26 protein-coding genes and 1 riboswitch are annotated in these 26,144 nt (G+C 58.6%); of the genes, 18 read left to right on the plus strand and 8 right to left on the minus strand.

Annotation, left to right across the window (positions count from 1 at the left end; genetic code table 11):
• Positions 1 to 162 precede the first annotated feature (162 nt).
• The 5 genes from MPRO_RS12905 to coaBC all read right to left on the minus strand — a co-directional run bounded on the left by MPRO_RS12905 (position 163) and on the right by coaBC (position 3,785).
• Positions 163 to 396 (minus strand): hypothetical protein, encoded by a 234-nt coding sequence (locus MPRO_RS12905; protein WP_067293053.1) that lies wholly within the window; start codon positions 394 to 396, stop codon positions 163 to 165.
• 12 nt (positions 397 to 408) lie between these two features.
• Positions 409 to 1,008, minus strand: coding sequence for a nucleoid occlusion factor SlmA (slmA, locus tag MPRO_RS12910; protein WP_067293056.1), 600 nt, complete (start codon positions 1,006 to 1,008; stop codon positions 409 to 411).
• Positions 1,009 to 1,087: 79 nt separating this feature from the next.
• Positions 1,088 to 1,990 carry an acetylglutamate kinase gene (gene argB, locus MPRO_RS12915; protein WP_067293059.1) on the minus strand — a complete coding sequence of 301 codons (903 nt, stop codon included), beginning with the start codon at positions 1,988 to 1,990 and terminating at the stop codon, positions 1,088 to 1,090.
• Between the two features lie 137 nt (positions 1,991 to 2,127).
• The gene (gene dut, locus MPRO_RS12920; protein ID WP_067293062.1) at positions 2,128 to 2,583 is read right to left on the minus strand and encodes a dUTP diphosphatase; all 456 of its coding nucleotides are present in this window, start codon (positions 2,581 to 2,583) and stop codon (positions 2,128 to 2,130) included.
• On the minus strand, positions 2,580 to 3,785 hold the full coding sequence (gene coaBC, locus MPRO_RS12925; protein ID WP_067293066.1) for a bifunctional phosphopantothenoylcysteine decarboxylase/phosphopantothenate--cysteine ligase CoaBC: 1,206 nt from the start codon (positions 3,783 to 3,785) through the stop codon (positions 2,580 to 2,582). Before coaBC ends, dut begins: the two co-directional genes overlap by 4 nt.
• Positions 3,786 to 4,123: 338 nt before the next feature.
• On the opposite strand from coaBC, the gene radC reads away from it, so the two are divergent.
• From radC to MPRO_RS12945, 4 genes are all read left to right on the plus strand, one after another.
• Positions 4,124 to 4,798, plus strand: a complete 675-nt coding sequence (radC, locus tag MPRO_RS12930) for a RadC family protein (protein ID WP_067293069.1) — start codon at positions 4,124 to 4,126, stop codon at positions 4,796 to 4,798.
• A gap of 184 nt (positions 4,799 to 4,982) precedes the next feature.
• Complete coding sequence (rpmB, locus tag MPRO_RS12935) at positions 4,983 to 5,219, plus strand: 50S ribosomal protein L28 (protein ID WP_067293073.1); 237 nt, start codon at positions 4,983 to 4,985, stop codon at positions 5,217 to 5,219.
• An 11-nt stretch (positions 5,220 to 5,230) separates the two neighbouring features.
• Positions 5,231 to 5,401, plus strand: a complete 171-nt coding sequence (gene rpmG / locus MPRO_RS12940) for a 50S ribosomal protein L33 (protein ID WP_020681085.1) — start codon at positions 5,231 to 5,233, stop codon at positions 5,399 to 5,401.
• Positions 5,402 to 5,895: 494 nt separating this feature from the next.
• Positions 5,896 to 10,155: a retention module-containing protein gene (locus MPRO_RS12945; protein ID WP_067293078.1), complete on the plus strand. Its 4,260-nt coding sequence runs from the start codon at positions 5,896 to 5,898 to the stop codon at positions 10,153 to 10,155.
• Positions 10,156 to 10,232: 77 nt separating this feature from the next.
• Here MPRO_RS12945 and MPRO_RS12950 read toward each other — a convergent pair whose 3' ends face one another.
• Both MPRO_RS12950 and phhA read right to left on the minus strand, forming a co-directional pair.
• Entirely contained in the window at positions 10,233 to 10,583 is a 351-nt protein-coding gene (locus tag MPRO_RS12950) for a 4a-hydroxytetrahydrobiopterin dehydratase (RefSeq protein ID WP_067293080.1), read from the minus strand.
• A gap of 83 nt (positions 10,584 to 10,666) precedes the next feature.
• Entirely contained in the window at positions 10,667 to 11,479 is an 813-nt protein-coding gene (gene phhA, locus MPRO_RS12955) for a phenylalanine 4-monooxygenase (protein WP_369406731.1), read from the minus strand.
• Between the two features lie 116 nt (positions 11,480 to 11,595).
• Here phhA and MPRO_RS12960 point away from each other — a divergent pair, with 116 nt between their 5' ends.
• Positions 11,596 to 12,072, plus strand: coding sequence for an Lrp/AsnC family transcriptional regulator (locus tag MPRO_RS12960; protein ID WP_067293086.1), 477 nt, complete (start codon positions 11,596 to 11,598; stop codon positions 12,070 to 12,072).
• Between the two features lie 17 nt (positions 12,073 to 12,089).
• Here MPRO_RS12960 and MPRO_RS12965 read toward each other — a convergent pair whose 3' ends face one another.
• Positions 12,090 to 13,499 (minus strand): aminotransferase-like domain-containing protein, encoded by a 1,410-nt coding sequence (locus MPRO_RS12965; RefSeq protein ID WP_067293090.1) that lies wholly within the window; start codon positions 13,497 to 13,499, stop codon positions 12,090 to 12,092.
• Between the two features lie 154 nt (positions 13,500 to 13,653).
• Between MPRO_RS12965 and MPRO_RS12970 the strand changes: the two genes are divergently transcribed.
• The 13 genes from MPRO_RS12970 to thiC all read left to right on the plus strand — a co-directional run bounded on the left by MPRO_RS12970 (position 13,654) and on the right by thiC (position 26,047).
• The gene (locus MPRO_RS12970; protein ID WP_067293092.1) at positions 13,654 to 14,586 is read left to right on the plus strand and encodes a DMT family transporter; all 933 of its coding nucleotides are present in this window, start codon (positions 13,654 to 13,656) and stop codon (positions 14,584 to 14,586) included.
• Between the two features lie 87 nt (positions 14,587 to 14,673).
• Complete coding sequence (gene mutM / locus MPRO_RS12975) at positions 14,674 to 15,486, plus strand: bifunctional DNA-formamidopyrimidine glycosylase/DNA-(apurinic or apyrimidinic site) lyase (protein WP_067293095.1); 813 nt, start codon at positions 14,674 to 14,676, stop codon at positions 15,484 to 15,486.
• Positions 15,487 to 15,690: 204 nt separating this feature from the next.
• Positions 15,691 to 16,626, plus strand: coding sequence for an alpha/beta hydrolase (locus MPRO_RS12980; RefSeq protein ID WP_067293098.1), 936 nt, complete (start codon positions 15,691 to 15,693; stop codon positions 16,624 to 16,626).
• 93 nt (positions 16,627 to 16,719) lie between these two features.
• Entirely contained in the window at positions 16,720 to 17,253 is a 534-nt protein-coding gene (locus tag MPRO_RS12985; protein ID WP_067293101.1) for a phosphatase PAP2 family protein, read from the plus strand.
• Positions 17,254 to 17,259: 6 nt separating this feature from the next.
• Complete coding sequence (locus MPRO_RS12990; RefSeq protein ID WP_067293105.1) at positions 17,260 to 18,300, plus strand: MJ1255/VC2487 family glycosyltransferase; 1,041 nt, start codon at positions 17,260 to 17,262, stop codon at positions 18,298 to 18,300.
• 750 nt (positions 18,301 to 19,050) lie between these two features.
• Positions 19,051 to 19,192: riboswitch (TPP riboswitch) on the plus strand.
• A gap of 63 nt (positions 19,193 to 19,255) precedes the next feature.
• The gene (gene thiD / locus MPRO_RS12995; RefSeq protein WP_067293108.1) at positions 19,256 to 20,074 is read left to right on the plus strand and encodes a bifunctional hydroxymethylpyrimidine kinase/phosphomethylpyrimidine kinase; all 819 of its coding nucleotides are present in this window, start codon (positions 19,256 to 19,258) and stop codon (positions 20,072 to 20,074) included.
• Positions 20,075 to 20,082: 8 nt separating this feature from the next.
• Complete coding sequence (locus MPRO_RS13000; RefSeq protein ID WP_067293110.1) at positions 20,083 to 20,820, plus strand: ABC transporter ATP-binding protein; 738 nt, start codon at positions 20,083 to 20,085, stop codon at positions 20,818 to 20,820.
• On the plus strand, positions 20,817 to 20,984 hold the full coding sequence (locus MPRO_RS25815; protein ID WP_158651812.1) for a hypothetical protein: 168 nt from the start codon (positions 20,817 to 20,819) through the stop codon (positions 20,982 to 20,984). Before MPRO_RS13000 ends, MPRO_RS25815 begins: the two co-directional genes overlap by 4 nt.
• Complete coding sequence (locus MPRO_RS13005; RefSeq protein ID WP_067293114.1) at positions 20,981 to 21,748, plus strand: ABC transporter permease; 768 nt, start codon at positions 20,981 to 20,983, stop codon at positions 21,746 to 21,748. The genes MPRO_RS25815 and MPRO_RS13005 overlap by 4 nt, the downstream gene beginning before the upstream one ends.
• On the plus strand, positions 21,748 to 22,692 hold the full coding sequence (locus MPRO_RS13010; protein ID WP_067293117.1) for an ABC transporter substrate-binding protein: 945 nt from the start codon (positions 21,748 to 21,750) through the stop codon (positions 22,690 to 22,692). Before MPRO_RS13005 ends, MPRO_RS13010 begins: the two co-directional genes overlap by 1 nt.
• Before the next feature lie 13 nt (positions 22,693 to 22,705).
• Positions 22,706 to 23,362, plus strand: coding sequence for a TenA family protein (locus MPRO_RS13015; protein WP_067293120.1), 657 nt, complete (start codon positions 22,706 to 22,708; stop codon positions 23,360 to 23,362).
• 2 nt (positions 23,363 to 23,364) lie between these two features.
• Entirely contained in the window at positions 23,365 to 24,027 is a 663-nt protein-coding gene (gene tenA / locus MPRO_RS13020) for a thiaminase II (RefSeq protein ID WP_067293123.1), read from the plus strand.
• A gap of 139 nt (positions 24,028 to 24,166) precedes the next feature.
• Positions 24,167 to 26,047 carry a phosphomethylpyrimidine synthase ThiC gene (gene thiC, locus MPRO_RS13025; RefSeq protein ID WP_067293126.1) on the plus strand — a complete coding sequence of 627 codons (1,881 nt, stop codon included), beginning with the start codon at positions 24,167 to 24,169 and terminating at the stop codon, positions 26,045 to 26,047.
• The last annotated feature ends 97 nt before the right edge of the window (positions 26,048 to 26,144 follow it).

The raw sequence follows: 26,144 nt of genomic DNA on the forward strand, positions 1-26,144 counted from the left end.
CCCAGTTTTCATGGGTTGCCAGCGCCACGCTGAAACTCAGTCCCAGAAACAGTAACACCGGTAGTTGCAGCAGGCCGGCTCCGCCACCTGCGAGGGCGGAAAGGCCATTGGCCAGCAGCGACAGCACAAAGAGGCCAAGATGTTCCAATAGCAGATCGGCTGTCATGGCGCAGGTCGTTTGGGGAGGCAGGGTGAAATAGACGTATTGCCCAGTGCGGCCGCGGGTCTGTCCCAGTTTTCATGGGTTGCCAGCGCCACGCTGAAACTCAGTCCCAGAAACAGTAACACCGGCAGTTGCAGCAGGCCGGCCCCGCCACCTGCGAGGGCGGAAAGGCCATTGGCCAGCAGCGACAGCACAAAGAGGCCTGCGTGCTCGATCAGTAATTCCCAATACATGCCGGGGCGCTATCAGGCTGCGGTACGGAACAGGCCTGTGGCCAGGCGGGGCCACTGGTCGGGCCAAAGTTCCGTTGGACGCTGGCGAAATTCGCTGCGCACGAACTGGCGAATACGGCCTTCGACGGTGGCCATCATCAGGTTGGCAGTGGCACCTGCGGTGGTGTGGGTACGCAGACCTTCGCGTATTTCAGCTTCACGCAGGATCTGGCGCAGCTGAGTTTCGAGGCGCTCGAATACCTGATGCACCCGCGCTCGCAGTCGGTCAGTTTCGCCCGCCAAGGCATCGCCGGTCAGAATCCGGGCCATGCCGGGATTGCGTTCCACAAAGGCGAGCACCAGAGTGAGAATCTGTTCGCACTGGCGAATGGCGCCATGGTTTGAGTCCAGGATCAGGCTGACGCGGGAAAACAGCGTCTCCTCGATAAAGCTGATCAGGCCTTCAAACATGCGCGCCTTGCTGGGGAAATGACGGTACAAGGCGGCCTCTGATACGCCGACCTCCCGTGCCAGTGCGGCGGTCGTGATGCGCTGGCCCGGGTTGCTTTCGAGCATATGTGCCAGCGCCTGCAGAATCTGCTCGCTGCGCGAAACCTTGGTTTGCTCGCTCATGCGAAGTCCTTTGAAGCGTGCGGTTGAATAGCGACAGGCCCCCGCCACTGGCTGTAGCGAGCGCCTGTAAAGCTGAGGCTTAGAGTGTGCGGTTGGTGATCAGGGTGCCGACACCTTCATCGGTAAAGATCTCCAGCATGCAGGAGTGCTCTACCCGACCATCGATGATGTGGGCGCTGTTGACGCCGTTTTTTACCGCACTCAGGGCACAGTCGATCTTGGGCAGCATGCCGCCGTAGATGGTGCCGTCTTCGATCAGGTCGTCGACCTGGCGCGTAGACAGCCCGGTCAGAAGCTTGCCTTCCTTGTCGAGCAGGCCCGCAATATTGGTTAGCAGTATTAGTTTCTCGGCCTTGAGTACTTCGGCAATCTTGCCGGCAACCAGGTCGGCGTTGATGTTGTAGGACATGCCATCTTCACCGACGCCTATGGGGGCTATAACTGGAATGAAGTCGGAGTTGACCAGCATGTCGAGCACCTTGACGTTGACCTTCTCAACTTCACCCACATGGCCGATATCAAGAATCTCCGGTGCCAGCATCTCGGGGGTCTTGTGCTTGACGCGCAGCTTGCGGGCCGTCAGCAGCTGGCCGTCCTTGCCGGTCAGGCCGATGGCCTTGCCGCCGTTGCTGTTGATCAGGCCCACAATCTGCTTGTTGACCATGCCGCCGAGTACCATTTCAACCACGTCCATGGTTTTGGAGTCGGTGACGCGCATGCCATTGATGAAGTGAGATTCGATATTGAGCTTTTCCAGCAGGTCGCCGATCTGCGGGCCGCCACCGTGTACCACTATGGGGTTCAGACCGACCAGTTTGAGCATGACGATGTCGCGGGCAAAGCTGTTCTGCAGCTTTTCATCGACCATGGCGTTACCGCCGTATTTGACCACCAGGGTCTTGCCGACAAAACGCTGAATGTAGGGCATTGCTTCGCTGAGCACCTGGGCGGTGTTCATGGCTTCGCTGCGTGTCAGTGCCATTCCTGTGTCACTCCTCTGTCGAAGTAATCAAGCAGGTGTCCCTGCCCGTTTGATTGTCGCCCTGAAAAATCGGGCTGAATTTTGTAAAATCCCCTGGCTCTCAAGGGGCCGCAGTCTGTCGGGCTTAACTCTGATGCTTAGTGCCGACCGGAGGAGCCGAAGCCGCCGTCGGCGCGCTCGGAGGCATGGAACTCATCCACGATGTCAAAGTCTGCCTGCACCACCGGTACTAGCACCAGCTGGGCAATGCGCTCGCCGGGCTCGACTACAAAGGTAGTCTGGCCGCGATTCCAGCAGGACACGAACAACTGCCCCTGATAGTCGGAATCGATCAGCCCAACCAGGTTACCAAGCACAATACCGTGCTTGTGCCCCAGGCCTGAGCGCGGCAGGATCATGGCGCACAGCGACGGGTCTTCAATATAGATAGCAAGGCCGGTGGGCAGCAGTTCTGTCTGGCCGGGCTCCAGTGTCACAGGTGCATCCAGGCAGGCGCGCAGATCCAGGCCTGCAGAACCGGTGGTGGCATAGGCAGGCAGCGCAAAGTCGCGGCCGATGCGGGGATCAAGAATCTTTACTTGCAGTTTCTTCATGGGGCTCGGTTATAGAGTTCGGCAATTTGACGGATCAGCTGGCTTGCCAGCTGGCGTTTCGAAGTTTGGGGCAGCACCAGTGCCGCATCGCGGCTGACCAGGGTCACGGCGTTTTCGTCGCTGTTAAAGCCGATGCCAGGTTGGGATACGTCGTTGGCAACGATCAGATCCAGGTTTTTGCGTTCCAGCTTGCTGCGGGCATAGCTGAGCAAATCCTGGGTTTCAGCGGCAAAGCCAATGGTAAAGGGTTTGCGGGGCAGGGCGGCGACGCTGGCGACAATGTCCGGGTTTTTTACCAGCCGCAGCTCCATGATCTCCTCAGCACCCTTCTTTAGTTTGTGCTCGGATACCGCTATGGGACGGTAATCGGCCACGGCGGCGGCGGCAATGAAAATGTCGCAGCTGTCGATTCCGTCCATGGCAGCCGCCAGCATGTCTTCTGCGCTTTGCACCTGAACCCGCTCCATGCGTGGGGGAGCAGGCAGATTGACCGGTCCGCTAATCAGCTTGACGCGCGCGCCTGCATCCACCGCTGCCTGGGCGAGGGCGTAGCCCATCTTGCCGGAGCTGTGGTTGGAAATGTAGCGCACCGGATCCAGTGCCTCGCGGGTCGGACCGGCGGTTATGAAAACGGTCTTGCCGCTCAGGAGGCCGGTATCGAACTGGGCTGCGGTGAGCTGGGCAAGCTCCGTGGGCTCCAGCATCCGGCCGGGGCCTGTGTCGCCGCAGGCCTGCTCGCCACTGCCGGGACCAAAGATGCTGATATCACCCGCGTGCAGGCGGGCAATATTGTCCTGGGTGTGGCGGTTGCGCCACATGGCCTGGTTCATCGCTGGTGCCAGGCAGATAGGCGCCTCTGTGGCCAGGCACAGAGTACTGAGCAGATCATTGCCCTGGCCGTCGGCCAGGCGGGCGATGAAATCAGCACTGGCCGGTGCAATCAGGATCAGGTCGGCCCACTTGGCCAGCTCTATATGACCCATGCCGGCTTCGGCTTCGGGATCCAGCAAATGCTGGTGGACCGCGTGGCCAGACAGCGCCTGCAGCGTCAGTGGGGTAATGAACTCGGTGGCCGCAGGCGTCATGACAACGCGCACGTCGGCGCCGGCACCTTTGAGAAGGCGCGTGAGTTCGGCACTTTTATAGGCGGCGATGCCACCGGTAATGCCCAGAATGATTTGTCTGTTAGTAAGTCGTTGCATACCCGGAACCGATGCGTCGTCGCCGCCTGAAAAAGAGCGCCTAAGATATCACTTCAGGGCAGCTTTGCGTAGGCATGGGTATTCGGCGCCTGGGCGTTTGTCCTTGGTGGTTGCTAAGCCGTAAGCCGTAAGCCATAAGCCGTGATTGGTGATTGGTGATTGGTGATTGGTGATTGGTGATTGGGAGCTGGGTGAGTCTATGGTTGGCGGTGGGGTTGGACTGTGCCAGTGCTACGCTCAATGAATGGTGGCAATAAGCAGTGGCTACAGAGCGGTACTTACAAAGCTGCATCTATTAAACGATATTTATAGAAAGTAGTGACACAGGGAGGTGTCTCATGTCCATTTCAGACTGGCCGGCGCAGGAACGGCCGCGTGAACGCTTGCTGTCTCTCGGTGCGGCGGCCTTGTCCGATGCCGAGTTGCTGGCGATTTTTCTGCGTACCGGTGTAAGTGGCAAGAGTGCCGTGGATCTGGCGCGTGAACTGCTGGATCGTTTTGGCGGTTTGCGCCCACTGCTGGAGAGTAGTCGTGAGCAGTTTTGTCAGGGGCTGGGGCTGGGGGATGCCAAATATGCCCAGCTGCAGGCGGTGCTGGAAATGGCGCGGCGTCATCTGGAAGCGTCGCTGGAGCGAGGCGATGCGCTGGAGAATCCGGCGGCGGTGCGACGCTACCTTACGGCAAGGCTGCGGCATCAGGCGCGGGAAGTCTTTGCCTGTCTGTTTCTGGATAATCGCCACAGGGTTATTCACTTCGATGAGCTGTTCTTCGGCACTATTGATGCGGCCTCAGTCTATCCGCGCGAAGTCGTTAAACGGGCGCTGGGGCGCAATGCTGCGGCCCTTATTCTGGCGCACAATCATCCCTCGGGTGTGGCCGAACCCTCGCTGGCGGATCAGCAGATTACGCGGCGTCTGATTGATGCCCTGGCGCTGGTAGATATCCGCGTGCTGGACCATATGGTGGTGGGGGATACCGAAGTGGTGTCCTTCGCCGAGCGCGGGCTGCTTTAAAAGGCTGATATTTGCACAAAGAGGCTGGTATAGCGGCCTACGTTTGAGTATGATATGCGCCCTTCTGTCCTCTTGGTACGGGATTTTGTCCGGTTTTTGGACGCTCCGCCTGAGGTGGCTGCTGTAAATGCTGCCGATAAGTATCTGGACAGGGTTATATAAAATTTTCGAGAAGGTTTTCGAGATGTCTAAAGTTTGCATGGTTACCGGCAAGCGTCCGGTCACCGGGAACAACGTTTCCCACTCACAGCGTAAAACTCGCCGTCGTTTTCTGCCGAACCTGCATTGGCACCGGTTCTGGGTTGAGAGCGAAGAGCGTTTCGTTCGTCTGCGTGTATCTTCCAAAGGTATGCGTATTATCGATAAGAAGGGTATTGACTCGGTTCTGACCGAAATGCGTACCCGTGGCGAGAAATTTTAAGGAGTTAGGTCATGGCTGCTAAAGGCGCTCGTGAAAAGATCCGCTTGGTTTCCTCTGCCGGTACTGGTCACTTCTACACTACCGACAAGAACAAGCGCAACACACCGGAAAAGCTTGAGTTCAAAAAGTACGATCCGGTTGTTCGTCAGCACGTTCTGTACAAGGAAGCCAAGATCAAGTAATTGATCTGAGCTTGCTAAAAAAACCGGCCCTAGTGGCCGGTTTTTTTGTGCCTGAGTTTTGCCGAGGAGGGCCTGCGGTTGCGATAGGTGGGCACCAAAGTATTGGACTGTTCGGCCTGAATTTTTATATAGCTGCTTTAAATGATCACATGGGAATGCTGGTGTGATCCTGCTTCTTCGAAAACTCGCTCGCAAGGGCGAAAATACTGGCTTGTAGCCCGTTATGTCTGCGTCACTTCTGCTTGCTTCGCAATCTTTTTCAGTCGCCTTAGCGTTTAGTTTTCCTGTAGTCATTATGTAATATTAAGAAAAATGTGATCCACTCTAGAGCTGTAACCGTATATTTTTGCTAAGCGAAAAACAGATCGTCTGCGATAAGAGACTAATGTTTGGTTATAGTCTACCTGTACCTCGGTACAATAGGTCTTATTGCCCATATGTCCTATGGTGCCGGTCAGTCTGAAAAAGATACGAATTCATAGCAGAGGTGTTTCATGGCGATTGCGGAAGTAGCGGGTACTGTCAGCTTTATTACCGGGTCCGTAGTGGCTGTGAGCCCGGATGGGACTGAGCGTGAGCTTGTGCTGGGCGACACCGTCTATCTCCACGAAACCCTGCGTGCCGAAGACGGTGCACGAGTTGAGATCAGCAGTGTAGCGGGCGACCGCCTGGTCGTCGAAGGTGGGGAAGAGCTGCAGATATCTCAGGCTGTTGAGACCGATGGCGCCGCCACAACTGAAAGTGCCCAGCCACTTATAGCCGCGACAGTAACGTCCGTTACCGGTACTGCCGTTGCAATCGCCGCCGATGGCAGTGAACGCATTCTGAGTGTTGGTGACCCTGTATTTGAAGGCGAGCTGGTGCGCGTGGCCGGCGGTGGTCGTATCGAACTGGATAATAGCGCCGGTGAGACTGTCGAACTTGTCGCCGGTCAGAAAGTTCTGGTCGCACCGGAATTTTATTCCGAAATAACACGGTTCGATCCGTCCGAATCGGTGGCCTCCAGTGACAGTGTCACTAAGGCGCTGGCGTCCCTGGGTGATGTAGATGCCATTCAGCGCGCCATCCTGGCGGGTGAAGATCCGACGGCCATCGCCGAAGCGACTGCCGCCGGTCAGGCTCCAGGTGCTGGTGATACGGGCCCGGGAGACTCCGGCAGCCGTTTTGTACTACTGGATCGCACCGGTCAGGAAGTTCGTCCCCAGGCAGGTTATGGCACGAGCGGGATTGATCGCAGTTTCAGCGCGGTGAGTACCGAAGAGCAGACGATCGAGGCTGAGCCCATCACCACCGGTAACAATGCGCCGACCGGTGAATTAAGTTTCGAGACCAGTGATGACTCGGACGTCATCACCCTGGACGTCAGCAGCAGCTTCACCGATCTGGACAGCGACAGCCTGAGCTTCAGCGCCACCGGCTTGCCGGCGGGTCTGAGCATCTCGGCGGCCGGCGTTATCACCGGCACCATCGCCGCCAATGCCTCGGATGCGACCGATAACAACGACGGCACCCAGGACTACAGCGTCACCGTAACCGCCAGTGACGGTAACGGCGGCAGCGTCGATGTGGACTTCACCTGGACGGTGAACAACACCGTGCCTGAGTTCATCAGCGGCACCGACACCAGCGCGACCGCCGCGAACGTGGACGTCTACAGCTTCAGCGCACCGGAAAACACCGTCGCCAACAGCGTGGTCGGCACCGTCGTGGCGGCCGATAAAGACGGCGACAGCCTGACCTACAGCATCACCGGCGGCAACGCCGCGGGCCTGTTCAGCATCGATGCCACGACCGGTGCGATCAGCGTCACCCAGGACATCGACGACGCAGAGCTGGGCGATTACGCCCTGACCATCAGCGTGGATGACAGCGAAGGCGGCACCGATACGGCCACGGCCAACATCAGCCTGACCAACGTCAACGATGCCCCGACCCTTCAGGTGGATTCGTCCTCGAAGCAGGTGAATGAAAAAGGTCTTCCGCTGGGGAGTGGAGAGCTTGCTGATGGCGATTCAGGCAACAAGAGTGATCAGTCAGAGGTAGTATCTGGCACCTTTACCCTGGCCGATGCCGATGGTCTGGATGACTTGGTCAGCGTCACGATCAACGGCACCACCATCCTGGTCGATGATATCGAAGGCAGCGTGATCGCCGGCGCCAACAATCACGGCAGCTTGACCATCGACAGCTACAACAGCAGCACCGGTGTGGCGAGCTACAGCTATCAGCTGAGCGGTCCGGTGACCGACGTTGACGGCGTGACGGAGCAGGACAGCTTCACCCTGAGCGTGTTCGATGGCAGCGTCAGCTCCGCCGACAGCACCATTACTATCGATATCATTGATGACGTGCCAAGCATCAGCGTTGCCGCTGGCAGCCTGGGCGGGGTTAGCTTACAGACGCAGGACGCAGATACTTTATTCGGTGCGGATATCGCTACCAGCACGGCAGCGTTTGACGGGGTATTCAGCGTCAGTAACAGTGTCAGTGGGGCCGATGGCCAGGCCGGAGCCATTAGCTGGGGCTATGCACTGAGCCTGAGCGTAGCCTCCGGTACAGCATCGGGTCTTGAAAGTGGCGGCGTTGCCGTCAACCTGTATCAGCTTTCCGACGGCAGCATCGTTGGCAGTACCAGCACAACGCCCCCGCTGACTCTCGACGGCAGCGTCGTGTTTAGTTTGAGTGTGGACAGTGCTGGGGTGGTTACTCTGGGTCAGTATGCTGCGCTGGATCATGGCAATGCCGAGACGGAAGGCCGCTACGACGATGATGTACTGAGTCTTGCCAGCAACCTGGTGAGCCTGACCGGTACGGCCACAATTACTGACAATGACGGTGACAGCGCCAGCAGCAGCCAGAGCGTTGATCTGGGCGGCGCGATCAGCTTCGCGGATGATGGTCCGAGCGTATCCCTGACGCTGGGCAGTGACAGCGGCGTATCGCTCAGAACCCAGGACGCCGATACGCGGGGTGGAACACCCGATACGGCAACCAGCAGCGCGGCCTTCGGTGTTGCCATTGTGGCCTCGTTGAACTCCGGTGCTGACAGTGTAGAAGCCAGCGGGCTCAGCTATGTGCTTAGCCTGGCGAGCGAGGGCACTGACAGTCAGCTGAGCAGCGGTTCCGATGCGGTGTACCTTTACACCCTGGCGGACGGTACCGTACTGGGTTCAACGGCGACCACCAATCCTGGCAGTGTGGATGCTACGGCGGTGTTCGGCCTCAGTGTTGCCAGTGATGGCAAGGTGACGCTGACTCAGTACCAGGCGATGGATCATGCGACAGCCAATACTTCGGGTTACAGCAGTGATGTCCTTGCGCTGGCCAATGGGCTGGTGAACCTCGAGGTCACCTATTCGATCACCGATGGTGATGGCGATTCGGCGACCAGCACCAAGACGATTGATCTGGGCGGAAACATTCAGTTCGCCGATGATGGTCCTACGCTTTCAACAGCTAACCTGGCAATCGCAAATGTAACTGGCACTTATACCGGTTTCTATGCGTTTGATGTTGGTGCCGATGGGCAGTCCTTCGCCGACAGCTTCGACGCCAGTGCTTTGCAGTGGACCAATACGCGGGACGGTTACAGCCTTGAGTATGATGCTGCGGGCTCGGATGCCAGCCATCTGCTGTACAACGCCGTGTATGAAAAAGGAGGGGAGACTTTTACCTTCTTTACGCTGCAGGTTAATGCCGATGGCACCTACGAGGTGACTATGGTTACGCCGGATCCTATCATTGAACAGACGATTCCGAGCCTTTTGAGCGGTATTTCTGGCGGCTCCAATCTGGCGTTCTACACCTTTGGCTCGGCGCTCTTTGGTGGCGAGTTCCAGATAGTTGTTACCGGCAAGGAAAATGGTGCGGCCAGCACGCTGACTATCTCGTCTACCGACCTGGGTGTTGGTGACAACGTCATGCACGGTAGCAAGGGTGACGTGTTGCGCTTTGACGTTCAGCCTACTGCGAGCGGCAGCGGAGTACTGTCTGAACTGACGATTCAGCTGTCCCATACCGGTGGCGTGAAGACCTTTGATCCGGTGGACATCACGATCCGCTATACCGATGGTACAACATCGAGCTACAGCGAGCAGATCGGCACCGACTACAGTGTGACTGTTGCGGCGGATACTGCGCGGGAAGTGGACTACATTGAACTGGGCCCGGGAAGCAGCGGAGCCAGTTTCAAGATCACGGGTCTGGCCGGCAAGTACGTGACAACCGAGTTCCCGGACGATTATGAGCTCAAGTTTGAGCTTGCTGGAACCGATTCGGATGGAGACTCAGCGTCGAGCAGCTTCTCGGTGATGGTGAACGCCACCGATAACGGTTCAGCCCTGATTGAGGGATCTACCGGTAGCGATGTTCTCCATGGTACCGCCAGCAACGATATCCTCACAGGTCATGATGGGGCGGATCTGTTTGTCTGGAGTGATGGTCACGAGGGTGGTGTGGGCACAGGCCTGTTCGCCGAAGATACTGTGACTGACTTCAAACCGGCGGACGGTGATGTACTGGATCTTTCGGATCTCTTGGTTGGTGAAACCGAGGCGACCCTGGATGCCTATCTGTATCTGGACGACAACGGGACCGACAGCACGCTTTACGTCAGCACAAGTGGCAATATGAATGCTGCTGATGCAACCGAGGCGGCAACCAAGGCCGATCAGGTAATTAACCTGACCGACCTTAGCGGCACTGATATAGACACGCTGATTGCCAGCGGTAATCTGATGGTGGACAACAGCTAACGTCTGTTGCCTTTCTGAAACCCAAAAGCCGGCTGATGCCGGCTTTTTCGTATCTGCTTTTCTGCCTGGGGTCAGGCTCAGTTGCCGACAATGGCGTCCAGTTTGGCGGCGCAGATAAAGTCGTTGTCCGACAGACCCTTCACGGCGTGGGTACAGAAACGTACGATGCAGTAACCCCAGCCCATGCGAATATCCGGGTGATGGTTTTGCTGATCGGCCAGAAAGCAGGCGGCGTTAGTGGTATAGACCGCCTTGGCAAAGCCCTTGAAGCGAAAATCACGCTCTATATAGCTGGCATCGTCGGCCAGTTCCCAGTCCGGGTGCAGTTGGTGCATTAACGCTTGGGCTTCCGCAGTACTCAGAGCTGGAATACCGCCTTCGCAGGGTACGCAGGTCTGGCCGGCCAGGTCACAGATTGAATCGCTCATGGGGGTATCCTCCGGTGTAGTTGTTAGCTGGGGCAGGGCTTGCCCCATGCAGGCCGTATGTATTGGCGCACAGATGCTGGTGTTCAGTTTAGCGCGGCTTTGGGGGCGTATAGTGGCGCATGCAGCCCCAGTGCCTGGGCATGGTGGATAGTTCCCAGTATGTCGGTGCTGATCAGGTCGCGCAGTTGGTCGAGACCTTCGAGAACAAAGTACAGTGGCTGGTGAATGTCGATCCTATAGGGCGTGCGCAACACGTCCATCAAATCAAACGGCTGGCGCTGTGCCTGCGGGCTTTCGATGGCGTAGGGCAACTCGCTGGCCGACGAGGCGAGTCCGGCGCCCAGGGCCTTTAGGCCGCCGTTTTCGCGAATCAGGCCAAACTCTACGGTAAACCAGTAGAGCCGGGCCAGCCAGACATGATCCTGAGAGCGGGCCTTCGTGCCCAGCACGCCTATGTGGTGCGAAAATTCGGCGATCTGCGGATGGGCCAGCAAGGGGGTGTGGCCGAAGATCTCGTGAAAAATATCCGGCTCCTGCAGGTATTCCAGTTCATCGCGCGAACGGATAAAGGAGGCCGCCGGGAAGATGCGGGCGGACAGCAGCTGATAGAAACGGTCGAAGCCGATCAGGGCCGGTACCGGCGTGACGCTCCAGCCCGTTGCCTGCTGCAGGCGTTGTGATACCTCGACGCACTGTGGAATCCGCTGCGGGCTCAGTGCCAGCTGGGCCAGGCCCTCGGTGAATACCCGGCTGCAATAGCGCTTGGCCCGTGCCTGCTGAGGGCTGAACAGAATCTGCCAGACCGCGTCTTCCTCGGCGCTGTAGGGAATCATGCCCTGGGCGTCGGGTTGGTGGGCCTGGTAGCGGCTTGTGGTTTTCATGGTGGGCTCCTGCACAGCATTCCATACCTCATTAGAGTATCGAAGAGCGCGGGAAATTTGCTTGCGCTGTTGTACAAAACACCGCAACCTTTGAAAGGATATTGCCTATATATTTTATTTTGAGAAATAAAATGTCTGAAACAATCAAACTGGATAAAACGGATCGGCGTTTGCTGCGCGAATTGCAGCGCAACGGCCGTATCAGCAATCAGGAGCTGGCCGAGCGCACCAGCTTGTCCACCGCGCCTTGCTGGCGGCGGCTTAAAAAGCTCGAGGACAGCGGCGTTATCAACCGTTATGTGGCCCTGCTGGATAGCCACAAGCTGGGCATGCAGACCATGGCTTTTATCCATCTGTCGCTGCTGGATCACAGTGATGCCAGCATTGTTGCCATCGATGAGTTTGTCGAGCAGTCGCCGGAGGTGATGGAGTGCTACGCCATCACCGGCAGTGAAGACTATCTGCTGCGCATTGTCACCGAAGACATGGAAGCGCTGGAGCGCTTCATGATGCAAAAGCTGCTCAAGCTCAAGGGCGTCAAGTCGACCAACAGCTCGCTGGTGCTGCGTCAGAAGAAGTACACCACTGAGTTGCCTATTAGTGATTAGTTAAGCGTACAGGGGCGCTATAGCTGTTCGCGGATCAGCCCCCCCAGCGCCTGAATGGCCTGCAGGTAATAAGGGGTTGCCTCAAAAGTGCTGTAATTCAGCCGAATGCAGTGACTAAAGCGACCGTCGCTGGCAAAGAGGCTGCCAGGCGTAATGCCGATGCCAGCCTGCTGAGCGGCCCGATACAGGCGGTGGCTGTCAAAGCCTGCGGGCAGTTCAACCCAGCAGAGGAAGCCGCCTTTGGGGATCAGAGGTACGGCGCAGCCCGGCCAGTACTGGTAGATGGCCTCGAGCAACAGGCCCAGGCGCGTCTGGTAGCGTCGGCGTATCTGGCGCAGGTGGCGTTCATAACGGTTGTCGGCCAGAAAGTCGGCCGCAGCCCGTTGCAGTATGCCGGGGGAGGCCAGGGTGGTGACGTATTTGAGGTAGTTCACCTGCTCATAGTAACGCCCTGGCATGATCCAGCCGATGCGGATATCGGAGTCCAGGGTTTTGGACAGCGAACTGCACAGCAGCACCCGTCCTTCGGTATCCAGGGATTTTACCGGCGGCGGTCGGCTGCCCTGGTGGCACAGCTCCCCGAACACATCATCCTCGATGATCGGCAGGTCATGCTCGGCGGCGAGCTGCAACAGACTGTGGCGTGCAGCCGCAGGCATGCAGGCGCCGGTGGGATTGTTGAAACTCGGGTTGGTCAGTATGGCCTTGACCGGCCAGCGTGCCAGCGCCTGAGCCAGCGCTTCCATATCCATGCCCTGCTGCGGATGACCGGGAATTTCCAGTGCGCGCATGCCCAGGGCTTCGATGCATTGCAGGGTGCCATAAAAACAGGGTGACTCCACCGCTATGGTATCGCCGGGGCGCGCCAGTGCCAGCAGTGCCAGGGTGATGGCTTCCTGGGCGCCGTTGGTGATGACGATGTCATCAGCAGTGGCCTGCAGCGAGGTTGAGTGCATGCGCCTGGCCAGCTGTGCCCGCAGCGCCTGGAGCCCTGGAGGCGCCACGTAGTGGCTGTTGCCGCCGGGGGCCGCGGCTGTATCCCTGGCGTGGCGTGACAGACGGCGGTAGAAAAATTCGCGGCCGCTGCAGCGAGCATCCGGGTCGGCACTGCCCAAAGGGACCAGCTGGGCATTTTGGGCTGCGCCTATGATTTCAAGCGCAGTGGCGCCAAGCTGTACCTTGCGCGGTTCCAGTGCTGCACCCGGGTTTGGGCCCAACGGGCGTGCCCGCACGTAGTAGCCCGAGCGCGGGCGGGGTTCAATCAGCTGCTCGTCTTCAAGCATCATGTAGGCGTGTATCACGCTGTTGCGGCCGATGCTGAGTCTGCTGGACAGCTCGCGGATCGAAGGCAGCGGGTCGCCGGGCCGCAGCTGTTGCTCCAGAATCTGGTTGCGCAACAGTTCGGCGGTCTGTTCGTATATTTTCATGGGCACAGTCTAGTCATATCTTGGCGTGTCTGTGCTATTGAATGCGACTGTACCCATTCAAATAACGGCGTCTTGTGTCTGTTTTGCCCAAGCCTAAACACCGTATGCTTGAACCCTTGTTCAACCTAGACTCAGTCACCCAGAGGATTTATGCATGAGCGACTTTCAGGCGCGGCTGGTACGCTGGGTACCGCTGCTTTTCGTCCTGCTCTGGAGTACCGGTTTTATCGGTGCCAAGTACGGGCTGCCTTATATCGAGCCCTTTTACCTGCTGTTTATCCGCATGCTGCTCACCCTGGTGGTGTTTGCACTGCTGATGCGCATCTTCAAGGCTCGAGCGCTGGCGCCGCGCCAGGCCATGCACCAGATGGTGGTGGGGCTGATGGTGCACGGGGCCTATCTGGGGGGTGTGTTTGCGGCCATTAGCTGGCAGATGCCAGCCGGTATTGCCTCCCTGCTGGTTGGGCTGCAGCCGCTGCTGACAGCGCTGATTGCCTGGCAGTGGCTGGGCAACCGACTACGCAGTCGGCAATGGATCGGTTTGCTCTTGGGGCTTGCCGGTGTGGTGCTGGTGCTGGCGGGGCGTGACTCGGGCGAATCCGGTGAACTGGTCTGGCCGGCGCTGCTGGCATTGGTGCTGGCGCTGGTAGCCATCTCGGTGGGCACCCTGTATCAGAAGCGCTTTGGCCAGGGAGTTGATCTGCTCAGTGGTTCTTTTTATCAGTATTTGTCTACAGCTCTGCTGATGGGGCTGCTGAGCTTTGGCTTTGAAACGCAGGCAGTGGACTGGCAGCCGCAGCTGTTTCTGGCGCTGTTCTGGCTTGTGGTGGGGCTGTCGGTGTCCGCCATACTGCTGCTGATGTTGATGATCCGCGAAGGCGAGGCTGCGAGAGTTGCCAGCTACTTCTATCTGGTGCCACCGGTGACGGCGCTGGAAGCCTGGTGGCTGTTCGACGAGAGCCTGGCCCCCGTTGCCCTGGGCGGCATCGCCATCGCCGTACTAGGTGTGTATCTGGTGATCAGACCTGCCCGGGAAAGCGTGGCAGCGGTAGCTACGCCCAACACCGGGGCCAAGGGTACTGGCTGAAATGCCGTGCTGAAGTCTGCCGGGGGCGGTCGTCCGTTTTTGTTATCATGGCGCCACCTTTTTTGCGTGGCGTGGAGTCTTTAACCGATGCCTGAGTTGCCTGAAGTCGAAACTACCCGGCGGGGTGTGGCGCCCTATCTGCAGGATCACAGTGTTCAGGCTCTGGTGGTGCGTCAGCCGCGGCTGCGCTGGCCGGTGCCGCCGGAACTGGCGGGGCTGATTGAGGGCCAGCCGGTGCGAGGCGTATCGCGCCGTGGCAAATATCTGCTGATCGATTTTGATGCCGGCACTGTGCTGGTGCATCTGGGCATGTCCGGCAGCCTGAGGCTGGTGCCCGGCGAGCAGCCCGCCGGCAAGCACGATCATGTGGACTTTGTGCTGGATTCGGGCCTTGCGCTGCGCCTGACAGATCCACGGCGCTTTGGCGCCGTACTTTGGCAGGAAGCCGGCACCGAGCATGCATTGTTGGCGTCACTGGGGCCTGAACCGTTATCAGAAGCCTTTGATGCGCCGCTGTTGCAGCAGGCCTGCAAGGGGCGCCGCAGTGCGATCAAATTGCGCATCATGGACAGCAAGGTGGTGGTCGGGGTGGGAAATATCTACGCCAATGAAGCACTCTTTGCCGCCGGTATTGATCCGCAGCGGGCAGCGGGGCGTATCTCTGCCCAGCGGCTGGATCGATTGGTGGCTGAAATCAAGCAGGTATTGGAGCGCGCCATTGCCCAGGGCGGCACTACGCTGCGGGACTTTGTCGGCGGTGATGGCAAGCCGGGTTACTTCAAACAGGAACTGTGCGTCTATGGTCGGGGCGGCGATAGCTGCGTCTGCTGTGGTACTGTACTTAAAGAAATTCGCCTGGGGCAGCGCAGTACCGTGTTTTGCCCACGCTGTCAGCGTTAGCTAGCAGCCTGTCGGGCTTAGCCGGTCTAAGCTAGGGAAAGACCGATTTGAGTTAGTTTTTGAGCTCTTTTGAGGCAAATAGTGGTTCTATTTAACAATGAAGAGTACGCAAAGTAACCAAATCCGGCTTTTTCGCAGTGGACCAGTGTTAAGTCCGAGTGACTGTTCGGGGCGAGTATGGCTTATTACAGGGGTTTATAATTTATGACCGCAGCGCAATCCGCGTTGACTGACAAGGCGCTGCAGCGCAACGGCTTTCGCGAGCAGTTACGCGATGGTTTGGGGATTCAGGAGCTATTGCAGGGCAGGGAAGTGCTGCAGATTGAGTCGGATCCGCCGATTCACTGCGAGTTGTACGAGTTCGACAGTCAGGCTCCGGTACTGCTGTTTCTTCCGGGGCTGGGGACTTACTCTGAACTCTATGCCGAACTGCTTGCGGGCATTCGGGATCAGGGGTTCAACGTTGTAGGCGTTGATCCCCGTGGACACGGTTATTCCGGAGGCGAGCGCGGTTATTACAGTGTCGAGGACACAGTAGGAGACCTGCAACGCGTGCTGGATACGCTGCAGGAGCGCTTCAGCGGGCCTATAGGCGTGTTTGGCTACTCCGGTGGTGCGGTAGCGGGCCTTGCGCTGGCCGAACAGGACAGTCGAGTGCAGGCTCTGTTGTGCGGCACGCTACTGCTGAGTGAGCTGGCCCCCGATGTACTGCATGGCCTGGGTTGGCAGTGGACGAGCGCATCGGCCTGGATGTTTCCGCGCATGCGGGTGCCGCTCAAGGGCTTCATTGACTTCGAAGCTCTGCTGGCCGGTCACCCGGCGGGCCCGCTGATCAATGCCGATCCCATGGTTGTGTTCGAGTATCCGTTGCGTACCCTGGCGAGTTTGTTCAGTCGCAGCGCGGGCATTTTGAAGCAGGAGTATCCGTTCTCGCTGGCCATTATGCAGGGCACTCGGGATGAGGTACTGGATGTGGATTATGCTCGCCGTGTCGTAGCGCAGTCCGTGCAGCCGATTGAGCTGGTACTGATCCCGGCCGAGGGACACATGCTGCCCTGGGACAACGCACCCGCGCTGGCGCAACGCTCGGCGCAGTGGTTTCATCAGCAACTGCAAGGCTCGCAAACAGCTCCCGCCTGAGTCGCTGTCATCCCGGTGTCATGCCCTGTTCATGTGGCTGTCACCGGCGGCATCGGACAATGCACCTGACTGCAATCCTGTCAGGTGATGCCGATGAATACGCTGCAACAGAAAATCACTCAGCTTGATACGCTTGCGTTCCACTGGTGCCAGGGGCATGCCCGGGCACCGCAGCTGGCGTCTGTCAGTCGCTGGGTGTCGAGGCTGGGGGATGGCCTCTGCTATATCCTGCTGGGCGTTGTGCTGGCGCTGTTTGAACCCGACGACGGGCATCGCTTCCTGCAGGCCGGCCTGCTGGCGTTTAGTATCGAGCTGCCCGCCTATCTGTTGCTCAAAAACCTGATCAGACGTGACCGGCCCTGTGATCGCTTCGATCACTTCTCGGCCTATATCAAACCCTCGGATCGTTTCAGTTTCCCCTCTGGTCATGCGGCGGCTGCCTTTACCTTTGCCGCTGTGATGGTGGCGCACTATCCCAGCCTGCTGTTACCGCTCTATGGGCTGGCCAGCCTGATCGGTGCCTCCCGCGTATTGCTGGGCGTGCATTTCCCATCGGACATTCTCGCCGGCGCCTTGCTGGGTATCTGCTGCGCGCAGCTGGGCATTCTGTTGTTCGGGTTGGGCTAGCTGGCCATGAAAATACTCTATGGCGTGCAGGCGACAGGGAATGGGCATATTACCCGGGCGCGGGTCATGGCCGGTGCTCTGGCAGCACAGGGGCTTGAGGTGGATTATCTGTTCAGTGGCCGCCCCGCGGAGCGGCTGTTTGATATGGAGGTCTTTGGGGATTATCGCTGTCGCCGCGGCCTGACTTTCCAATATGGCGCCGGCGGGCGTGTGAATGCGCTAGGTACTCTGTGCAGCAACAATCTGTGGCAGCTGTGGGGCGATATCCGCGGGCTGGATCTGAGAGGCTATGATCTGGTGATCAGTGATTTCGAGCCGATCTCGGCCTGGGCTGCACGACGCCAGGGCGTACCCAGTATCGGCATCGCCCATCAATACGTGTTCAACTACGAATTGCCAGGGCGACATCAGGGTCGCCTGACCCGCAGTGCCATTCGCCTGATGGCGCCGGTGGATACCGCCATTGGTCTGCACTGGCATCATTTTAACCAGCCCATACTGCCGCCGCTGATTTCCCCACCGCGCTATCCGGTGACGCTCGAAGCCGACAAAATTCTGGTGTATCTGCCCCATGAGAGCCGCGCTCAGCTGCTCGACTGGTTCAGTCGCTTTGCGGATTATCGCTTTGTGATTTACTGCGATAGCCCAAAGCCCGAAACACAGCAAAACTTGCAGTTCCAGCCTTTCTGTCGCGATGGTTTTGAGCGCGACCTGGCCAGTTGTGCCGGCGTGATAAGTAACAGTGGCTTTGGGCTGGCCAGCGAAACGGTGCAGTACGGCAAAAAATTGCTGAGCAAACCCTATCGAGGCCAGGTGGAGCAGCTCTCCAATGCCGAAATCATGCAGCAGCTGAATCTGGCCTGGGTGGTGAATGGCGACTGTGATCTGGCGCAACTTAAACGCTGGCTGCAAGCGCCCAATCCGCCCGCTGCACCCTATCCGGATGTGGCCGCTGCGCTGGCGAGCTGGATTGCCCAAGGCCATGTCGAGCCAGCGGCATCTCTGGCAAAGCGTCTGTGGAGCCACCACGCCGCCCACACTGGGTAGCACCGCCGGAGCTGTGGCGCGACTAATTGTCAGTCAGGTTTTATCTGAGCTGGCTGCTGGGTTTTCCAATAGGGCGGCCTGGAGGCGACTGTTACTGCTATTATCATCAATACCCTTTGTCCTGCCTTTGTTCGCAGGATCCTGACAGATAAGCAGATTCAGGATCAGCTCGGTATCAGTGAAACGGATGCGATAAGCGAAATAATGCTCAAATTCCGAAGAGAGTCTTTATCAGTATTGAGAAATTGACGTTGTTTCTGATGCGTTCAGCAGCGGCTAATATAACCGCTCAGGAGAGTGCCATGGATGGCGGCTGGACTGCGCGTTAGTGACGTTTTTGAGAGCTAACTCATTGTAAAACAGATACAAAATAAAAAGGGCATGATGATCCGTCATCACGCCCTCTTGTCTGGCTTCCATTTTCCGTGCGCTTAAATTGCGTCCTGCGTGCTTCCGATTCGTCCTTTGCGCTTACCGAGGCCATCCTTGCTATTCGTTCCATGAACAGGAGATCCACGAGACTGATTATGGACGTTACCCAATTTATTAATATAGGAGAAAGTCCTAAAAGCTGTTTCATAAAATTTACGGTTTTGGCGCGGCCGCCGGGAGCGCTCGCAAAATCAAAACTGTTACGAAATATTTACAGAGGACAGTCCAGGGGGAAGAGATTCTGTCGAATGTTGACTGGCCCAATGCTCAGATCAATTTGGCCGTGGACATCATCCCTGTGAAACGCATAGACTAGGTCCCTTCTTGTCGGGGTGCCTTAAAAAGCACCGAGCGCATGTCGGTTCGCCGATGTTCTGTTCGGTCATTTGAGGGGCTGAGATCAAACCCGTTGAACCTGATCCGGTTAGTACCGGTGTAGGAAACCGAGATATGTTCCATATACTCTTTCCTCTGTTCTTCTGGTGAATCTTTGGCCGACAGCCAAATTTATCAGGAGCCGACCATGCAGCAGCGTTCCCCGCATGCCTGTCCCATCGCACTGACCATCGCCGGGTCCGATTCTGGCGGCGGTGCCGGGATTCAGGCCGACCTCAAGGCATTTTCTGCCCTAGGCGTTTATGGCGCTTCGGTTATTGCTGCCCTGACGGCCCAGAACACCCAGGAAGTGCGCGCCATCCAGGATGTGCCGCCGGAATTTATTCGCAGCCAAATTCAAACTGTATTCGATGATCTGGCCATTGGCGCCGTCAAGATTGGCATGCTGAGTCAGCCGGCGGCGATTGTTGTCGTGGCCGAGGAACTGCGTCGCTATCAGGCCTGCAATATAGTGCTTGATCCTGTCATGGTGGCCAAAAGCGGCGACAAGTTGCTGGCGGATGCGGCGGTTTCCAGCCTGCGCACCGAATTGCTGCCACTGGCGACCATTCTCACCCCAAACCTGCCGGAAGCGGCGGTGCTGCTCGATTGCGAAGAACCGACCTGCCGAGATGACATGATTCGTGCCGCCCAGGCATTGCTTGAATTCGGCCCCAAGGCCGTGCTGCTCAAGGGTGGGCATCTGCAGGGGCAGGACAGTGCCGACCTGCTCTGCACGGCCGAGCAGCTGCTCTGGCTGCCCGCCAGGCGCATCGATACGCGCAACACCCATGGCACCGGCTGCACACTGTCTTCTGCCATAGCTGCAGGGCTGGCCAAGGGCCTGTCGGTACAGGCGGCAGTCGAGACTGCCAAGGCTTATATCAGTGCGGCCATAGAGGCGGCGGACAGGCTTGAAATCGGCAGCGGTCACGGACCTGTCCATCATTTCCACCGTTGGTGGTGAGCGGCCGGATGCTCGGAATTGATGTACGCAACGCCAGCCTTGCCTGGCAGGGTCACAGCGTTTTCAGCGACCTGAGCTTTCATTTGCCGGCCGGCGAGTGGACCTGTCTGCTGGGTCAGTCCGGCGTTGGCAAGAGTTCACTGCTGCGTCTGCTGGCGGGGCTGACTGAGCAGATGCAGGTGCGGGCAGAGATTGTTGCCAGCGATGGCAAGCCGCTGGACGGACGCGTGGCCTGGATGGCGCAGCAGGATTTGCTGCTGCCCTGGCTGAGCGTGCTCGAAAACGTGCTGCTGGGGCCGCGTCTGCGCCGCAGCCGCGTCACACCGGCACAGCGCGAACAGGCCCGCTACCTGCTGAACCAGGTGGGCCTGGCGGGTTTGGATTCACGTTATCCGGCAGTGTTGTCCGGTGGTCAGCGCCAGCGTGTGGCCCTGGCGCGGATGCTGATGGAAGACCGCCCGCTGGTACTGATGGATGAGCCTTTTTCGGCACTGGATGCCGTGACGCGGCTGAAGTTGCAGGATCTGGCGGCCCATCTGCTGGCTGATCGCACTGTGTTGCTGATAACCCATGATCCGCTGGAGGCGCTGCGGCTGGGGCATCAGGTGCTGGTACTGCAGGGCAGTCCGGCCCGCCTAACCGCACCACTGCGCCCGCTGGATGCACCGCCACGGGCGGTGGATCAGCCCGAGGTACTGGAATTGCAAGGGCGCCTGTTGCGCCAGCTGATGGAGCTGTCGACATGAATGCCCTGCGTAGTTTGGGCATAGCGGCAGGCCTCTGTGGTCTCTGGCAACTGCTGGTATGGCTGCTGGCGGATCGCACCGTACTGCTGATCACTCATAATTCGCAGATCGGTGCAGCGCAGCGGGCCATGGATCAGCCCCAGCTGATGGCGGTGAACGCATGAATGCCCTGCGTAGTTTGGGCATAGCGGCAGGCCTCTGTGGTCTCTGGCAACTGCTGGTATGGCTGACCGATGCGCCACATTTCATCCTGCCAGGGCCCTTGCGGGTGCTGGCGGCACTGTACGGCAATATCGGCCTGTTGCTGCAGCATGCCGGCGTGACTCTGGCGGAAATACTGCTGGGTCTGCTGCTCGGTGTCCTGCTGGGCCTTGGCAGCGCCCTGACGCTGATCTGGTTTCGGCGCCTGCGGCCCTGGATGCTGCCGATTCTGGTGATCAGCCAGTCGATCCCGGTGTTCGCACTGGCGCCGGTACTGATGCTCTGGCTGGGATACGGCATGGCCTCCAAGGTAGCCATGGCAACGCTGATTATCTATTTCCCGGTGACAGCGGCCTGTTACGACGGTCTGCGGCATACGCCTGCGGCCTGGCTGGAGCTGGCTCGAACCCTGGGGGCAGACAAGCGTACTCAGCTGCTGCAGATCCGCCTGCCCTCGGCACTACCGGCGCTGGGTTCGGGGCTGCGGGTCGCAGCTTCGGTAGCGCCCATAGGCGCGGTCGTGGGGGAGTGGGTAGGGTCATCCACCGGGCTGGGTTACCTGATGCTGCATGCCAATGCGCGCATGCAGGTAGATCTGATGTTCGCGGCCCTGCTGGTACTGTCGCTGATGGCGGTGAGCCTGTATTTCCTGATTGACTGGCTGCTGCGGCGCTTGATGCCCTGGCAGTCTGAAACCCTGTTTGATGATGCCCGGGAGGCAGAATAATGAAAACAACAAAGCTAAAAGTCGCTGCCACGCTTGCCGCTGCGCTGCTGAGTGTGAATGTTATGGCGGCGGAAAAAGTCACCTTGCTGCTCGACTGGTTTATCAACCCGGACCACGGCCCATTGATCGTGGCGCAGCAGCAGGGCTACTTCAAGGAGCAGGGGCTCGAGGTGGTGATGCAGGAACCAGCGGACCCGTCCATGCCGCCCAAGCTGGTCGCCGCCGGCAAGGCCGACATGGCGGTATCCTACCAGCCGCAGCTGCATGTTCAGATCGATGAAGGCTTGCCGCTGAGCCGCGTAGGGACTCTGGTGGCAACGCCGCTGAATTCTCTGGTGGTGCTGGAAAGCAGCGATATCAAATCGATTGAGGACCTCAAGGGCAAGAAGGTCGGCTATTCGGTCGGCGGTTTCGAGGATGCGCTGCTCAAGGCCATGCTGGCCCGTGAAGGTCTGGAACTGTCGGACATCGAAATGGTGAACGTGAACTGGTCGCTGTCACCTTCCCTTATAACCGGCAATGTCGATGCCGTTATCGGTGCCTACCGCAACTTCGAGCTTAACCAGATGGATATCGAGGGTCATCCGGGCCGGGCGTTTTACGTTGAAGAACTGGGTGTGCCGGCCTACGACGAGCTGGTGCTGGTGGTGAACAACAAGGACCGCAAGGACCCCAAGTATGGCCGCTTCATGCGGGCGCTGGAAAAGGCGACCCAGTTTATCGTCAATCACCCGGATGAGGCATGGACCAGCTTTGTCAGCTACAAGGCGGACCTGGACAACGAACTGAACAAGCGCGCCTGGGCCGATACCCTGACCCGTTTTGCACTGCGCCCGGCGGCGCTGGATAACGGCCGTTACGAGCGCATGGGGGCCTTTATGCAGGCCCAGGGGCTGACCAAGGCGAACCCTGCGGTATCGACTTACGCATTTGAACCGAAATAGGTACGGAGGAAATATGAGCCAGCCATTTTCCGAACAGCTCAGGTCAGCTGCCGAGCCCTGGTGGAGCGGTGCCGTAGAGCACTCTTTCACCGTTCAGATCGGTGACGACAGCCTGGCGGACGCAGCTTATATCCGCTATTTGCTGCAGGATTACGCCTTTATCGGCACCCTGGCCGATCATGCCGCACTGGCGATTGCTGCAGCGCCCGACATGGCGGCCAAGGGGTGGCTGGCGGCTTTTCTGGCGGCCTTGACCTCGGCCGAGAACGACTACTTCGAGCGCTCCTTCGCAGCCCTTGATGTAAGCCCCGCAGATTACCGGGCGCCTGAGCTGAATCCGGTGGCGCAGATGCTGGCGCGGGAAATGCGCGATGCCCAGGCCTGCGGCTACGCCGACATGATAGTGGTGCTGGCCTGTGCTGAATGGGTCTATCTGAGCTGGGCCCAGCGCGAGGCGAAAAAGACGCCGCCGACGCGCTTCTGGCTGCGCGAATGGATCGATATCCATGTGCTGCCCGAGTTCGAGGCGTTTGTGGTCTGGCTGCAGAGCCAGCTCGACAGCTTTGGCGAGCTGGCTGCGGCGGATCGCAAGCGCCTTGAGCAGCGTTTTACCCGTATGGCCTGGCTGGAACAGGCGTTCTTTGATGTGTTGCTGACCGAGCAGGAATGACCATGTCCATCTATGCACAGCTTAAGCGCGCCGCCCACCCCGACTGGGATGCCTATATCCAGCACGAATTTGTGCGCGGGCTGGGGGATGGCACCCTGGCGCCGGAATCCTTTGCCCATTACCTGAAACAGGATTACCTCTTCCTGCTGCAGTTCAGTCGTGCCTGGGGGTTGGCGGTATACAAGAGCCGCACCCTGGAGCAGATGCGCTATGCCCAGCAGGGCATTAACGCCATGCTGGATATCGAGATCGGCCTGCACGTGCAGTACTGCGCCGACTGGGGTATCAGCGAGGCGGAGCTGCAGCGCCTGCCGGAAGCGACCGCCACCGTGGCCTATACCCGTTATGTGCTGGATTCGGGTTTATGCGGTGATCTGGCGGATCTGCATGCGGCACTTGCGCCCTGCATCGTCGGCTATGCCGAAGTCGCCCGCTGGCTGCTGGACCAGCCCTCCACAGTGCTGGAAGGAAACCCCTACCGCGCCTGGATCGAAATGTACGCCAGCGACGAATATCAGCAGGTCGCTGCCGCTGAAATCCGCCTGCTGGATGAACTCTGCGTGGACATGCCGGCGCGGCGCCTCGATGAACTGACACACACCTTTCATACCGCGACCCGGATGGAAGCGGCCTTCTGGCAAATGGGGCTCGATCTGAGCGCCTGAATGAATTCCTGAAGTGAAACCCTGGCCCGCCAATCACGGCGGGGTTGGGGGGCCTATGCCCAAATTAAGCTCAAAACACGCTTTTCAATCATGCTGGCAGGATGCCGGCGCTAAACCGACCCAAGAGGATGAGAATAAAATGGCCGAGCAAAACAAGCCTTTCAGTCGTGGCGTTGTCGCTGACGTCGCCTCAGTGCAGCCGTTCCCCAAGTCCCGCAAGGTGTATATCGAGGGTAGCCGACCGGATATTCGCGTACCCATGCGCGAAATCTCGCTGGACGATACTCCCACGGGTCTGGGTGGAGAAAAAAACGGTCCGCTCTACGTGTACGATACTTCCGGCCCCTACACAGATCCGAATACGGCTATAGACGTGCGCAAGGGCCTGCATCCGCTGCGTGATGCCTGGATCAACGAGCGCAACGACACCGAAATGCTGGATGGCATGACCAGTGATTACGGTCGCATGCGCGAATCCGATGCGAGCCTGGATGAGCTGCGGTTTGAGCTGACCCGCAAGCCGCGTCGAGCCAAGCCTGGCCAGAACGTGTCCCAGCTGCACTATGCACGCAAGGGCATCATCACGCCGGAGATGGAATACATCGCCATCCGCGAGAACATGAAGCTGGCCAAAGCCGAAGCTGAAGGCAGCATGGTTGACCAGCAGCACCCCGGACACAGCTTTGGCGCTCGCCTGCCAAAAGAAATCACGCCGGAGTTCGTGCGCAAGGAAGTGGCCGAAGGCCGCGCCATTATTCCGTGCAACATCAACCACCCTGAACTGGAACCGATGATTATCGGTCGTAACTTCCTGGTGAAGATCAACGGTAATATCGGCAACTCTGCGGTGACCTCTTCGATCGAAGAAGAAGTCGACAAGATGACCTGGGGCACCCGCTGGGGCGCCGACACCATCATGGATCTGTCGACCGGCAAGAACATCCATGAAACCCGCGAATGGATACTGCGCAACTCGCCGGTGCCCATCGGTACTGTACCCATCTACCAGGCGCTGGAAAAAGTGAACGGCGTGGCCGAAGACCTGAACTGGGAAGTGTTCCGCGACACCCTGATCGAACAGGCGGAGCAGGGTGTGGATTACTTCACCATTCACGCAGGCGTGCTGCTGCGCTACGTGCCCATGACCGCCAAGCGCATGACCGGTATCGTTTCCCGCGGCGGCTCCATCATGGCCAAGTGGTGCCTGGCGCATCACCAGGAAAACTTCCTTTACACCCACTTCGAAGACATATGCAAAATCTGCAAAGACTACGATGTGTCCTTCTCCCTGGGTGACGGCCTGCGCCCGGGCTCCGTCTACGATGCTAACGATGAAGCTCAGTTTGCCGAGCTGGAAACCCTGGGTGAACTGACCAAGGTCGCCTGGAAGCACGATGTGCAGGTGATGATCGAAGGCCCGGGCCATGTGCCTATGCACATGATCAAGGAGAACATGGACAAGCAGCTGGAGGAGTGCCACGAAGCACCTTTCTATACGCTGGGCCCATTGACCACCGACATAGCGCCGGGCTACGACCACATCACCTCCGGCATAGGTGCGGCCATGATCGGCTGGTACGGCTGCGCCATGCTTTGCTACGTCACGCCCAAGGAACACCTGGGCCTGCCGAACAGGGATGACGTCAAGACAGGCATTATCACCTACAAGATCGCCGCTCACGCCGCGGACCTTGCCAAGGGGCATCCGGGCGCGCAGATCCGCGACAACGCCATGTCCAAGGCGCGCTTCGAATTCCGCTGGGAAGATCAGTTCAACATAGGTCTGGACCCCGACACCGCCCGTGCCTACCACGACGAAACCCTGCCGAAAGAGTCCGCCAAGGTGGCGCATTTCTGTTCCATGTGCGGACCCAAGTTCTGCTCCATGAAGATCAGCCAGGAAGTGCGTTTGCTGGATGCCACCCAGATCGAGGCCATCAATCTGGAAGCGGAATCAGGGATGCAGCAGAAGTCCGAGGAGTTTCTGGAAACCGGCGGTAAGATCTACCACAAGGTGTGATTTCTACTCCTGAGTGACTAAAAAAGGCCGGTTGCCAGAAAGGTAGCCGGCTTTTTTGTTGCCAAACGGGTGAGGCGCACGGGACGCCACTGTCCGT

It is taken from the genome of Marinobacterium profundum, from assembly GCF_001528745.1.
Taxonomy (GTDB): domain Bacteria; phylum Pseudomonadota; class Gammaproteobacteria; order Pseudomonadales; family Balneatricaceae; genus Marinobacterium_A; species Marinobacterium_A profundum.